Here is a 12,849-nt window from a genome sequence, read left to right on the forward strand (position 1 = left end):
CGCTAACAAGGGTGGTACCGCGGGAGAATCCTCTCGTCCCTTTTCGGGATGAGAGGTTTTTTGTTTTTCATTTTTGTTAAAAATGAACAAAAAGGAGGTTTGTCACGTGAGTTTTAATCATCGTGAAATCGAAAAAAAATGGCAAAAGTATTGGGAAGAAAATAAAACGTTTCAAACGACAGAAGATGACGGGAAGAGAAAGTTTTATGCGCTCGACATGTTTCCATATCCGTCAGGGGCAGGTTTGCATGTTGGCCACCCTGAAGGGTATACAGCGACAGACATTTTAGCGCGCATGAAGCGCATGCAAGGATATAACGTGCTACATCCGATGGGGTGGGATGCGTTCGGGTTGCCAGCTGAGCAATATGCGCTTGATACCGGAAATGATCCAGCGGAATTTACGGAAAAAAATATTAACAACTTCCGCCGTCAAATTAAATCGCTCGGTTTTTCATATGACTGGGATCGCGAAGTGAACACGACCGATCCGAACTATTACAAATGGACACAATGGATTTTCTTAAAGTTGTATGAAAAAGGATTAGCGTATATGGATGAAGTGCCGGTCAACTGGTGTCCTGCACTAGGGACGGTGCTTGCGAATGAAGAAGTCATTGATGGTAAAAGTGAGCGCGGTGGTCACCCGGTCATTCGTAAGCCGATGAAACAATGGATGCTTCGCATTACGGCATATGCTGATCGCTTGCTTGAAGACTTAGAGGAGCTTGATTGGCCGGAAAGCATTAAAGAAATGCAACGAAACTGGATCGGTCGCTCGGAAGGAGCAAACATTCATTTCCAAGTTGATGGACATGATGAAACGTTTACGGTGTTTACAACACGTCCTGATACGTTATTCGGCGCAACTTATGCGGTGCTCGCCCCTGAACATCCGCTCGTTGAAAAAATTACAACACCGGAACAAAAAGAAGCTGTCGAAGCTTATTTAAAACAAATTCAAAGCAAAAGCGACCTTGAGCGCACAGATTTGGCGAAAGAAAAAACAGGTGTATTTACGGGAGCGTATGCGATCAATCCAGCTAATGGTGAAAAATTGCCAATTTGGATTGCAGATTATGTGTTAATGAGCTACGGCACGGGGGCAATTATGGCGGTGCCAGCGCATGATGAGCGCGATTATGAGTTCGCGAAAAAATTCAATTTGCCGATCAAACAAGTCGTTGCTGGTGGCGATATTTCGAAAGAAGCGTACACAGGTGACGGGGAACACGTGAACTCTGATTTCTTAAACGGGTTAAATAAAGAAGAAGCGACGAAAAAAATGATTGAATGGCTAGAAGCAAACGGAAAAGGTGAGAAAAAAGTATCGTATCGCCTCCGCGATTGGCTGTTTAGCCGCCAACGTTATTGGGGCGAACCGATTCCGATCATCCATTGGGAAGACGGTACGATGACACCAGTGCCAGAAGAAGAATTGCCGCTTGTGTTGCCGAAAACAGATGAAATTAAACCATCAGGAACAGGTGAATCACCGCTCGCGAACATCGAAGAATGGGTGAACGTCGTTGACCCGAAAACAGGCAAGAAAGGTCGTCGCGAAACGAATACGATGCCACAGTGGGCAGGAAGTTGTTGGTATTATTTACGTTACATCGATCCACATAACGATAAGCAATTAGCTGATCCTGAAAAGCTTGAAAAATGGTTGCCGGTCGACATTTACATCGGCGGCGCAGAACATGCGGTGTTGCACTTATTGTATGCACGTTTTTGGCATAAATTTTTATACGATATCGGCGTTGTGCCAACGAAAGAGCCATTCCAAAAGCTATTTAACCAAGGAATGATTCTTGGGGAAAATAATGAAAAAATGAGTAAGTCGAAAGGAAATGTCGTCAACCCAGATGATATCGTTGAAAGTCATGGCGCCGATACGTTGCGTTTATACGAAATGTTTATGGGACCGCTAGAAGCATCGATCGCATGGTCGACAAAAGGACTTGACGGTGCACGTCGCTTCTTAGATCGCGTATGGCGTCTATTTGTTGAAGAAGATGGTCGATTAAATCCGAAAATCGTTGACAATCCAGAAACAGATACGCTTGAACGTGTATATCATCAAACGGTGAAAAAAGTAACAGAAGATTACGAAGCGCTTCGTTTCAATACCGCCATTTCACAATTAATGGTGTTCATTAACGAAGCATATAAAGCGACTGTATTACCTAAAGTATACATGGAAGGATTCGTAAAGCTGTTATCGCCAGTTTGTCCGCACATTGCTGAAGAGTTGTGGGAAAAACTAGGTCATAGCAACACGATTGCTTACGAAGCTTGGCCAGCATACGATGAAGCAAAATTAGTTGAAGATGAAGTCGAAATCGTCATTCAAGTGAATGGAAAAGTACGTACAAAACTACATGTGCCAGCTGATGCAACGAAAGAACAACTGGAGCAATTAGCAATGGAAGACGAAAAAATTAAAGAACAAATTGAAGGAAAAACAGTGCGTAAAGTCATTGCAGTACCAGGTAAACTAGTCAACATCGTTGCCAATTAACGAAGAAAACCCTCCCACACATGCGGTGGGAGGCGTTCTTTAAAAGAAAGGGAGAGATGGATGAAAGAAATGACAGCGGCGCAATTAAAGCAAATGATCGAAGCCGGTGAGCGAATTCAGGTTATTGACGTGCGTGAAGATGAAGAAGTCGCTTTTGGAATGATTCCGTCGGCGATTCATATAAAAATGGGGGATATCCCTCATCGAATGAACGAATTAGATAAAAATGAAACGTATATGATTATTTGCCGTTCAGGTGTTCGGAGTGAACATGTTTGTACGTATTTAGAGGCGCACGGTTACAACGTATGCAACATTGTTGATGGGATGCTCGGCTGGGACGGAGAAGTTGTGTAAAGATAAAACAATAAGATCGCTTCATGGCGATCTTATTGTTTTGCATATATGGCAGCGTGCATTCCAGCGAGTCGTCCGGTGACGAGTGCGGCGGTAATATTGTAGCCGCCTGTATAACCGTGAATGTCTAAAATTTCTCCGCAAAAATAAAGACCTTTCATTAACTTCGATGCCATTTCCTTCGGATGCACTTCTTTCACTGACACTCCACCCCCTGTGACGAACGCTTTTTCAAGCGGCAACGTGCCATGAACGGAAAAAGAAAACGTCTTGCATATCGTGACGAATGCGCGAACTTTGTCGTGCCCTAACGTACTCGCGGTCGTTTGCGGGTCGATCGCTACTCGTTCAAGTAAAAATAATATATATCGCTCAGGAAGAGGGAGAAGTGCCTTTACAATATTTTTTATCGTTTTTTTCGGTTCTTCTTTTATGGCACGTACAATGCGTTGAAATAACGCTTCTTCTTTATCATCTGGCAAGGCATCGATCGTCATTATAACGGACGGTTGCTTTTTTAATTGTTTGACGACAAATTGGCTACAACGTAGTGCTGCTGGTCCTGAAACCCCAAAATGTGTAAAAATCATATCCATACGATGTGTCACGATTCGTTTCCCTTTTGCGTTTAATACGCTTAACGCGACGTCACGCAACGATAGCCCTTGTAACGTTCGCTCTTGAATAAATGGCTCATGAGAAATAATTGGTACTTCGGTTGGGAACAGTTCTGTAATCGTATGTCCAGCTTTTTCGGCCCACGCGTAACCGTCACCTGTGGAACCTGTATGAGGCACAGACTTTCCACCGACGGCAACGACGACAGCCTTTGCGCGAATGATTTCTTCTGTTTCAAGTTTCACCCCGTACACTGCGCCATCTTTATATTCAATGTCCTTCACACGTGTGTGAACGCGAATATGTACACCTAAGCGTTTTAACTCACGAAGAAGAGCTTGTACGACAGATTGAGCGCTATCGCTGATGGGGAACATGCGACCGTGGTCTTCTTCTTTCAACGGAACACCGAGCCGTTCAAAAAAACGGATAATATCCTCATTATTAAATACCGAAAAGGCACGATATAAAAAACGACCGTTTCCTGGGATATGTTGAATGAGTTCATCCACCGGCCGTCGATTTGTGACATTACATCGTCCACCGCCCGAAATGGCTAATTTTCGACCAAGCTTATCCCCTTTATCAAGGAGAAGTACACGTCCCCCTTGTTCGCCGGCGGCAATGGCAGCCATTAACCCTGACGGCCCTCCACCGATCACTACGACATCATATATCATGACTTTCACGTCCTTTCTGTTAAAATTATAATGATTTTATGAAAAAGAAAAAAGTGTGCTAAAATAAGTGAAGCAATGAATCCGTTAAGGAAGGGATAATATGTCGTCATCAAAATTGTTGCGCGGGACGTTTATTTTAACTGGGGGTGTATTTTTATCCCGCATTTTAGGACTTATATACGTCTTCCCATTTTACCAACTCGTTGGTAAACAAGGGGGGGCACTTTATTCATACGGCTACGTTCCATATACGTTGTTTATTAGCATTGCCACAATGGGTGTGCCGCTGGCGGTATCAAAGTTTGTGTCGAAATACAATGCACTTGGGGAATATGCGATCGGGCGAAAATTGTTTCGTTCAGGCGTTACGTTAATGGCGATTACCGGATTTCTCGCTTGGCTCATTTTATATATGAGCGCACCGTTGTTAGCGCCATTTGTCGTCAATGATGATGGACACGGCAACTCCATTGCTGATGTTACTTCCGTGATTCGTGCCGTTAGTTTTGCTTTATTGCTCGTGCCGATGATGAGCTTAATTCGTGGATTTTTTCAAGGGCATGAATCAATGGGGCCAACAGCGTTGTCGCAAGTTGTTGAGCAACTTGTGCGCATCGTCTTTTTGCTTTTAGGGAGCTACATCGTGTTGCGTATTTTCGGGGGCTCGCTAACAACAGCTGTTCAAGTGGCAACGTTTGCAGCATTTGTCGGAGCGGTTGGTGGACTAGCTGTGTTATTGATGTATTGGTTCAAGCGTAAAACATTTTTAGATGAGCTATTAAAACAAGATCGCGGCACCATTGATATGTCATTAAAAGACATGTATAAAGAATTGATTGCTTACGCTGCTCCCTTTGCGTTTGTTGGTCTAGCTATGCCGCTATATCAACTGATTGATCAATTTACGTTTAACAAGGCGATGGCGAGCATTGGGCTTGGAGCCATATCGGAAGATGCATACGGCATTTTCAACGTATGGGCGCAAAAACTCGTCATTATTCCGGTTACGTTAGCTACATCGTTTAGCTTAACGCTTATTCCGACGATTACGAAAGCGTACGTGCAAGGGGAGAAGAAACAGTTACGAAAATATTTAAACGATACGTTTCAAGTCGTCATGTTTATTACGTTGCCTGCTGTTATCGGTATGGCACTTTTGTCTGAATACGTATATGCTGCTTTTTATAGTTATGATCCACTCGGAACAGAAGTGTTGCGCGCATATGCACCGACAGCTATTTTCTTTGCATTATTTTCTGTTACGGCTGCCATTTTACAAGGAATCAATAAACAAAAATTTACCGTTATTAGTTTATGTATTGGGTTGTTGTTCAAATTGCTTTTTAACTATATGTTTATCGTTTCTTTTGAAACGGTGGGAGCTATTTTGGCAACGACGATTGGATACGCTTTATCGGTCGGGATAAATTTATGGATCATTCAACGTTACACAAATTATCGTTATCATTTCGTCGCTAAGCGCATATTGTTTATGGGAATTTTAACAGCGATCATGTGTGCTGTCGTTTGGCCGATTGTAAAACTGATTGATCGTTTCTTTCATTACAACGGCAGCATGGTTCAATCGGTCGCGATCGTTGCGTTCGGTGGATTCATTGGAGCGGCTGTTTATTTTTATTTAAGTGAGCGTTCAAACTTGTTGTATATGTTATTTGGAAACAGGTTTTCATTTTTGCGAAAAAAAGAAAAGAAGGCTGTATCGTAGCCTTCTTCTTTCTATTAGAAATCGCTGCTAAACGGGAATCCAAGCTGACGCTCAACGCGTTGAAGGCGTCGATTTAAATTGTTAATTTGTTGTTGTTGTCGCTCGGTGATGCGTTCAAGACGGTCGACGCGACGCTCAAGAGAGCCGCTTGGAAATCCAGGTGTTCCAGGGAATCCCGGTGTTCCAGGAAATCCAGGTGTTCCAGGGAATCCCGGTGTTCCAGGAAATCCAGGTGTTCCAGGGAATCCCGGTATAAACGGAGTGCCTCCGTAATAAGGCATACCAGGCATTTGCTGTTGTTGTTGGCGTTCATCCATTCGGAAAACTCCTTTCGCTTTGATCGTTACGTAGGCAGTATATGTGACAATTGCCATACGTGTATGGACGGATGCCTAAAAACGAAAAACATTTGGAGGGATTTTAGTGTTACGAATCGATAAACTGTTGGCAAATATGGGATACGGAACGAGAAAGGAAGTGAAAAAGCTATTAAAAGCAGGCGTCGTTAAAGTCGATGGGATGACGGTAAAAGATGCGAAAACGCACGTCGCTCCTAAGGAACAAGTTGTTACCGTATGGGGGGAAGAAGTCGAGTATAAGCCGTTTATTTATCTCATGATGAACAAACCGAAAGGGGTTATTTCAGCAACGGAGGATGCGGTCGAAGAGACAGTTGTTGATTTGCTAGAAGAGGAAGATCGCATATTTGATCCATTTCCTGTTGGACGGTTAGATAAAGATACAGAGGGGCTATTGCTGTTAACAAATGATGGTCAGCTTGCTCATCAACTATTGTCACCGAAAAAACATGTTCCGAAAACGTATGAGGCGATCATTGATGGAGAAGTAACAGAAGAAGATGTTGTTGCCTTCCAGCGCGGTGTCGTGCTCGACGACGGGTATGAAACGAAACCAGCAAAACTTGTTATCGTTCGCTCCGGTTTACGTTCTGACGTGCAAATTACAATTACAGAAGGGAAGTTTCATCAAATTAAACGAATGTTCCAAGCGGTTGGCAAGCGAGTCGTTTACTTAAAGCGGGTTCAAATGGGACCGTTGCCGCTCGATGAAACGTTAGAGCCTGGGGAATATCGTGAGTTGACGGATGAAGAAATCGCTTTATTAAAGGGAGAGAACAAAAAATAGGAACCTGCTAGGAGGTTCCGTCTATATGCATGCTGTTATGATGACATCTTGACTCTTTTTTTAGTTGTTGTCCATTTACCTTTGCTAGGGCTGTGAATTAAGTCGTTGTATGCTAACACGTTTAAATCCCGCTGAATCGTTCGTGGGGTAATGCCGAATTCGTCCACGAGCTCTTGCGTTGTCACTGTTCCTCTCTCGCTAATGAACATGTAGACGGACTTAATACGGGTTAGCATGCGATCGGTAGATGGTTTCAAATGATCACTCCCTATCGTCACATCATTCGCATGGTACAACAAAGATGAAAAACTAGATGTCTCATTATTTATTTTACACGAAAACATAAGAAAAATGCTATAAATTTGCTGAATTTTACACAATATTAACACAATTAGTACCATATTTTTCTGTGGAAAGGATGAATGTAGCAATGAATGTGAACTGGATGGAAGAAGTAAAAAAGCGAGAGTCAGCGCTTTTGAAAGATTTGCAAACATTTTTGCGCATTCCAAGTGTGCGAAATGAACAGACAGCTACACAAGAGGCACCATTAGGAAAAGAGGTGTATGAAGCACTTTGTTACATGCTAAAGCGTGGTGAAGAAGAAGGGTTTGTCACAAAAAACGTTGACGGACTAGCTGGTCATTTGGAAATGGGCAATGGTGAAGAGATTGTAGGGATATTATGTCATGTGGATGTTGTTCCCCCTGGCGACGGTTGGACGTTCGATCCGTTCGGGGGAACGATTGTAGATGGAAAAATTTATGCCCGAGGTGCACTCGATGATAAAGGTCCGACGATCGCTGCCTTTTATGCGATGAAAATTGTCAAAGAGCTCGGTTTACCGTTAGCTAAGCGCGTACGAATGATTATCGGAACAGATGAAGAGAGCGATTGGCAATGTGTTGAACGTTATTTTCAAACGGAGCAAATGCCAACGCTCGGTTTTGCACCTGATGCAGACTTTCCGATTATTTATGCTGAAAAAGGGATCGCCGATTTCGATCTGATTCAACAGCCAACAAACGAGCGAAGTGAATGTATTCTTCTTTCGTTCCATGCCGGGCGCCGATACAATATGGTACCGGATTTCGCTGAAGCGGCTTTGCGGTTAACAGATGGGGGAGCGATGAAAGAACGTTTTCTCGCATTTTTACAAACACATGCTATTGACGGTGAAGCACATAGCGACGGGGAGACGTTCACTTTGCGCGTTCGTGGCGTTTCGGCTCACGGAATGGAACCGAACAATGGTGTAAATGCTGGGTTATGGCTTGTGAAATTTTTGGAAAACGAACAACTTGATCCGCAAGCCAACGCGTTTGTTCGATTTGTTTCCCAATATTTTCATGAAGATACGCGCGGAAGACGATTAGGGGTTGCACATACAAACGAGGAACTTGGTGATTTGACGATAAACGTCGGTGTTCTTTCATATACGAATGAACATGGTGGAAAGATCGGCATCAACTTGCGCTACCCTGTGACGAATGACATCGTGCATACGAAAAAAATGATTGAGCAAGTCGCTGAGCGTCATGCGTTTGCACTGACGGATTTTTCGAATTCTGCACCTCATTATGTAGCAAAAGATCATCCGCTCGTTCAAACGTTGCAACGCGTCTATGAAGAGCAGACGGGTGAACGAGCGTCACTACTTGCCATTGGCGGTGGGACATATGCTCGTTCGTTACAAGCTGGGGTAGCATTCGGCCCGTTATTTCCGAATCGTCCGGATGTGGCGCACCAAAAGGATGAGCATATGTTTATTGACGATTTGTTAAAAGCAACGGCCATTTATGCTCAAGCGATTTATGAGCTAGCAAAATGACAGTTTCCAAAAATATGTTATAATGAAAAGTGCCGTCGATCGTGACGGTACTTTTCGTTATTTTATTTGATATGGGGGATGTTTGTGTATACACGTATTTTTCGAGCATTTTATTTTTTACAGTTTTTTAGTTTTGGTTCGCTCTTTCCGTTGCTATCTGTATATTTAAAAGATGAAGTCGGTTTGTCTGGGACAGAAATTGGGATGATTATGTCCATTAGCCCGATCGTCATGATTTTTACTCAGCCTATTTGGGGGATGGCGAGTGATTATACGCGTAAGCCGGTTCAAGTATTAATGATATCTTTATTAGGGACCGCTTTATTCGGGCTGATGTATTCACTCGCTTACTCTTACGTATCGTTGCTTGTTATTGCTGCGCTGCTTGCAGTTATGCAAAGTGGCATCGTGCCTCTGTCTGATAGTATTACCCTTCATTATGTACAAAAGGCAAATGAGCGATATGGATCGATTCGGCTCTGGGGGGCGCTTGGGTTTGCGTCGGCTGTTCCTGTCGCTGGACAAGTGGCTGAGTGGTTTCACCTCCGTTTTATTTTTTATATTTTCGTGACGTTGCTCATCATTTCAAGTGCATTAGCATGGAAATTACCGAGAGAGCAGGCAAATGCGAAAGTGAATATTCGTGAGGGAATGAAGGAACTTATTCGCATTCCGCCGTTTCTTTTATTTTTATTGACAACGTTTCTCGTTTTTGGACCGATTTATGCGAACAATTTTTATTTCGGTATTTTCATTACAGATTTAGGAGGAACGCTTGCAGGAGTGGGGATTGCATTTTTATTGGCGGCAGGTAGTGAGGCGCCGTTTATGAAATTTGCTGACGGTGTCGTTCGGAAATTCGGGATGATGAACGTGTTATTAGTCGCAACCGCTTTATCTTGTGCTCGTTGGTTATTTTACTTTTTTGAGCCTCCGTTAATGGTCGTTTATGCGACAACGATTGTGCAAGGAGCGTCTGTTGGTTTATTTATTCCAGCAGCGTTGCAATACGTTCGCGATGTGACACCTGAACATGTGCGCACAACGGCTGTATCGCTTTATGCTACAGTTGGAAATGGAATTGGAAGCTGGTTTTGCACGTTTGTAGGAGGATATATTTTAGAGCGTTGGACGATCGAGCATGTATATTTATTTTTTGGGTTGTTGACGTTTGGAGGAATGGTTATTTTCGCCTGGCAGTCAAAAAAGGCGTTGCATAAAGTATCGGAAATTTGATAAAATTTAGAAAATTAAAGGTAGGGGAGATGAATGCATTATTTTTTGGCGATCGCTTTGCCAGATGAAGTGAAGCGGCGGTTACATGCCTTCGTTTCTGAGTGGGAAGTGCCATTTCGTCTGTTCGTTCATGAGGCGGATTATCATATGACGCTCGCGTTTTTAGGGCATGTCACGGAAGTCGAACGAAAACAAATTGCCCAACTAATGCCCGAGGCGGTAAAGAAACATCGAGCTTTTCCATTGCAACTAAGTGAAGTTTATTCATTTGGTTCTCGCGTTTTATGGTATGGGGTGAAAGAGGAACCTCGTTTGTTTTCACTCCGTCAAGACGTGTATGATGTTTGTCAGCGTATTGGCTTTTCGCTAGATAGCCGGCCATTTACGCCTCATATTACACTTGCGAAAAAATGGAGTGGATCACTTCCGCTTTCGCTTGAGCTATATCCACGAAAAATGGATGAGGAGGACATTTCCTTTTTTGTTCGTGATGTTGTATTGTATGAAACGCATATGGATAAAAATCCGAAATATAAGCCGATTATGCGCTTTCCTCTTTCACCATAAATAAGAGGAGGGGAAGAGATGGGGATTACGGTCATTCAAATCGGGGGATTGTATGCATTGTATATCGTCGGTTCATTCATTCAGCGACTGCTTCACGTTCCAATTCCAGGAAGTGTGATAGGAATGTTGCTATTGTTTTTTCTTTTAATGACAGGGATTGTGAGAGAAAAGTGGGTTGCGCGTGGCGCAAATATGCTTTTATCTCACTTAACCCTTTTGTTTATTCCGGCAACAGTTGGTGTCATGGATTATGTTGAGCTTTTTTCTGGAAAGGGGATATGGTCTGTCGTCATCGTTGTCATTAGCACAACTATAGTTATGTTTTTTGTTGGTTTGATTGGACAGTGGGCACAAACACGCGAACAAAAGCGGCAAATGCGTGAGGTGAAGGGAGCATGATTGGAATCAGTTTGCTCGTCTTGACGATTTTTGTCTATATGGCTATGCGCAAATTGTATGCCCGCTTTTATTTTCCATTGCTCGTGCCGATTGCTACAAGTACAGTCGTGATGATCGTTACGTTATCGATTTTTCGTATCTCATATGAGCAATATATGACTGGAGGAAAATGGCTCGTTCATTTGCTCGGTCCTGCAGTCGTCGCTTTAGCTTTGCCGCTCTACCAACATCGCCGTACGTTAAAACAGTTTTTATGGCCGTTGTTATGCAGTACATTTTTTGGCACAATGATCGGGATGGGGAGCGGCCTATTATTGGCTCGCCTTTTTCATTTACCGGAACAGGTTGTTCGTTCGATCATTCCGAAATCAGTTACATCGCCTGTAGCAATGGATATTGCGAAGTTGATTGATGGCATACCAACGCTTGCGGCAGTATATGTAATGATCGCTGGAATTTTTGGCGCGATGTTTGGCCCTAGCCTTTTTCGTATGTTTCGCATAACAACAGCATTAGGTATAGGGAGTGGGCTTGGCGCGGCTTCGCACGGGATTGGTACGGCAAAAGCGCTTGAAATCGGAAAAAAAGAGGCTGCCATTAGTTCTGTTGCGATGACGCTAAGTGCAATTTTCGCCTCTCTTCTTTGCCCGTTGTTGCTTTTGTTGTAGAATGAAAGTAACCATTTGATGCTGGAGGTTCGATTGTGGGACAGCTCATTAAGCTTCAAGATTATATTTCGCGCTACGAGCTAGATATTTACCATTATCCGAGCGAGTTTATTCGCTTGAAAAAAAAGCAATGGGAACGAATGAAACAAGCATGGGAGGCGGGGCAACTCGCTCCGAAAGTACAGTCATCTGAGTCGTGGAAATGGCTTGAGGAAGAACCGTCGCTTTTTGATAAAATGAAACAAATATGGAGAAGGAAGAAAATAGAAGAAGGGGAGAACGATCAGCCGAAGGAAGAAGACGACTTTGCTTTTTCGGTTACGTCAGAGCCCCGGACGATAGAAGAGTTAAAAATATTATTTTTAGAGAAGTTATTTCAACTGCAAATTCGTTGGGCAAGTTCGACATTGACAGAAGAGTCCATTATTCATCCGAAATATTATCATGATGTATATTTAAAATATTTTTTACAACGGTTTCCTGACACATATTTATGTATGTATAAACCTGTATTTTTATTAAAAAAAGCACCGGTTGAGTTAAATACGATTCTCATTAGCCCAACAACGACGTGGTGCATTGCGTTTACAGAGGAACAAAGCAACAACATTATTGTCGGTTCGGCAGATCGGTTTTGGACGGAGATGGTTGGCGGGATAGAACGAAAAATCGTCAATCCAATGACTTCGCTCGATCGAACGGAAAAAGTTGTCCAAACTATTTATAAACGATGTTCCGTTGATATGCCGATTAAGAAAGTGTTAATTAATCGCGAAGGGTATATTGATTATCGTTATGCTCCGAACGATCTAGAAATCATTGATCGCCGCCATTATGACGCATGGTTTATGTCGCTCAGACAGTTGACGATGCCGCTAAAGCATGTACAGCTCAAGGCTGCTCAATCGTTGCTAACATATTGTGATGCGCGCTATTATGATCCGCTTATAGTAGAAGAGATGGAAGAGGCTGACGAGTAAAGTTCAGCCTCTTTTTCAAATATGTCGCCAATTGTTGCAACGAATCATACGAATAACATAAATACTTTTTTGTCCTTTTTGCATAATAAGTAAGTAACCGGATGGTAAAAGTGGAAA

Annotated in this window: 13 protein-coding genes and 1 other annotated feature (1 of these 14 cut by a window edge); of the genes, 10 read left to right on the forward strand and 3 right to left on the reverse strand. The window is 43.0% G+C overall.

Going from position 1 to position 12,849, the window contains the following annotated elements; genetic code table 11:
• Nucleotides 1–44: a binding site (T-box leader), on the forward strand (it extends 169 nt beyond the left edge of the window).
• A 62-nt stretch (nt 45–106) separates the two neighbouring features.
• A complete protein-coding gene (gene leuS, locus K1I44_RS02495; protein ID WP_219985162.1) occupies nt 107–2,524 on the forward strand; it encodes a leucine--tRNA ligase in 2,418 nt (805 codons plus the stop codon).
• A gap of 60 nt (nt 2,525–2,584) precedes the next feature.
• On the forward strand, nt 2,585–2,881 hold the full coding sequence (locus K1I44_RS02500; RefSeq protein WP_003398411.1) for a rhodanese-like domain-containing protein: 297 nt from the start codon (nt 2,585–2,587) through the stop codon (nt 2,879–2,881).
• Between the two features lie 32 nt (nt 2,882–2,913).
• Here K1I44_RS02500 and K1I44_RS02505 read toward each other — a convergent pair whose 3' ends face one another.
• Complete coding sequence (locus tag K1I44_RS02505; RefSeq protein WP_219985163.1) at nt 2,914–4,179, reverse strand: BaiN/RdsA family NAD(P)/FAD-dependent oxidoreductase; 1,266 nt, start codon at nt 4,177–4,179, stop codon at nt 2,914–2,916.
• A 100-nt stretch (nt 4,180–4,279) separates the two neighbouring features.
• Here K1I44_RS02505 and K1I44_RS02510 point away from each other — a divergent pair, with 100 nt between their 5' ends.
• Nucleotides 4,280–5,905, forward strand: a complete 1,626-nt coding sequence (locus K1I44_RS02510) for a putative polysaccharide biosynthesis protein (RefSeq protein WP_219985164.1) — start codon at nt 4,280–4,282, stop codon at nt 5,903–5,905.
• A 14-nt stretch (nt 5,906–5,919) separates the two neighbouring features.
• On the opposite strand, the gene K1I44_RS02515 is transcribed toward K1I44_RS02510, so the two are convergent.
• Nucleotides 5,920–6,222, reverse strand: coding sequence for a hypothetical protein (locus K1I44_RS02515; protein ID WP_219985165.1), 303 nt, complete (start codon nt 6,220–6,222; stop codon nt 5,920–5,922).
• Nucleotides 6,223–6,328: 106 nt separating this feature from the next.
• Between K1I44_RS02515 and K1I44_RS02520 the strand changes: the two genes are divergently transcribed.
• Nucleotides 6,329–7,051, forward strand: a complete 723-nt coding sequence (locus tag K1I44_RS02520; RefSeq protein WP_219985166.1) for a pseudouridine synthase — start codon at nt 6,329–6,331, stop codon at nt 7,049–7,051.
• 35 nt (nt 7,052–7,086) lie between these two features.
• Here the strand turns inward: K1I44_RS02520 and K1I44_RS02525 are convergent, their stop codons facing one another.
• Nucleotides 7,087–7,308: a DeoR family transcriptional regulator gene (locus K1I44_RS02525; RefSeq protein WP_003398403.1), complete on the reverse strand. Its 222-nt coding sequence runs from the start codon at nt 7,306–7,308 to the stop codon at nt 7,087–7,089.
• 173 nt (nt 7,309–7,481) lie between these two features.
• Between K1I44_RS02525 and pepV the strand changes: the two genes are divergently transcribed.
• The 6 genes from pepV (at nt 7,482) to K1I44_RS02555 (ending at nt 12,732) form a co-directional block, all read left to right on the forward strand.
• On the forward strand, nt 7,482–8,882 hold the full coding sequence (gene pepV / locus K1I44_RS02530; RefSeq protein WP_219985167.1) for a dipeptidase PepV: 1,401 nt from the start codon (nt 7,482–7,484) through the stop codon (nt 8,880–8,882).
• A gap of 84 nt (nt 8,883–8,966) precedes the next feature.
• Nucleotides 8,967–10,118, forward strand: coding sequence for an MFS transporter (locus K1I44_RS02535; protein ID WP_370627950.1), 1,152 nt, complete (start codon nt 8,967–8,969; stop codon nt 10,116–10,118).
• 33 nt (nt 10,119–10,151) lie between these two features.
• Nucleotides 10,152–10,685 (forward strand): RNA 2',3'-cyclic phosphodiesterase, encoded by a 534-nt coding sequence (gene thpR / locus K1I44_RS02540; protein WP_042894815.1) that lies wholly within the window; start codon nt 10,152–10,154, stop codon nt 10,683–10,685.
• Between the two features lie 18 nt (nt 10,686–10,703).
• Complete coding sequence (locus K1I44_RS02545; protein WP_219985169.1) at nt 10,704–11,084, forward strand: CidA/LrgA family protein; 381 nt, start codon at nt 10,704–10,706, stop codon at nt 11,082–11,084.
• The gene (locus tag K1I44_RS02550) at nt 11,081–11,752 is read left to right on the forward strand and encodes an LrgB family protein (RefSeq protein ID WP_219985170.1); all 672 of its coding nucleotides are present in this window, start codon (nt 11,081–11,083) and stop codon (nt 11,750–11,752) included. Before K1I44_RS02545 ends, K1I44_RS02550 begins: the two co-directional genes overlap by 4 nt.
• 35 nt (nt 11,753–11,787) lie before the next feature.
• On the forward strand, nt 11,788–12,732 hold the full coding sequence (locus K1I44_RS02555; RefSeq protein ID WP_219985171.1) for an NERD domain-containing protein: 945 nt from the start codon (nt 11,788–11,790) through the stop codon (nt 12,730–12,732).
• Nucleotides 12,733–12,849: the final 117 nt, after the last annotated feature.

Origin of the sequence: Anoxybacillus sp. ST4 (assembly GCF_019448545.1) — a bacterium.
In the GTDB taxonomy this organism is placed as follows: Bacteria; Bacillota; Bacilli; order Bacillales; family Anoxybacillaceae; genus Anoxybacillus; species Anoxybacillus pushchinoensis.

Excerpts from the sequence above, each read along its gene's own strand:
- thpR (WP_042894815.1), top strand. The coding sequence starts at position 10,152 with ATGCATTATTTTTTGGCGATCGCTTTGCCAGATGAAGTGAAGCGGCGG.
- K1I44_RS02505 (WP_219985163.1), bottom strand. The coding sequence starts at position 4,179 with ATGATATATGATGTCGTAGTGATCGGTGGAGGGCCGTCAGGGTTAATG.
- K1I44_RS02515 (WP_219985165.1), bottom strand. The coding sequence starts at position 6,222 with ATGGATGAACGCCAACAACAACAGCAAATGCCTGGTATGCCTTATTAC.
- K1I44_RS02510 (WP_219985164.1), top strand. The coding sequence starts at position 4,280 with ATGTCGTCATCAAAATTGTTGCGCGGGACGTTTATTTTAACTGGGGGT.
- pepV (WP_219985167.1), top strand. The coding sequence starts at position 7,482 with ATGAATGTGAACTGGATGGAAGAAGTAAAAAAGCGAGAGTCAGCGCTT.
- K1I44_RS02545 (WP_219985169.1), top strand. The coding sequence starts at position 10,704 with ATGGGGATTACGGTCATTCAAATCGGGGGATTGTATGCATTGTATATC.
- K1I44_RS02550 (WP_219985170.1), top strand. The coding sequence starts at position 11,081 with ATGATTGGAATCAGTTTGCTCGTCTTGACGATTTTTGTCTATATGGCT.
- K1I44_RS02500 (WP_003398411.1), top strand. The coding sequence starts at position 2,585 with ATGAAAGAAATGACAGCGGCGCAATTAAAGCAAATGATCGAAGCCGGT.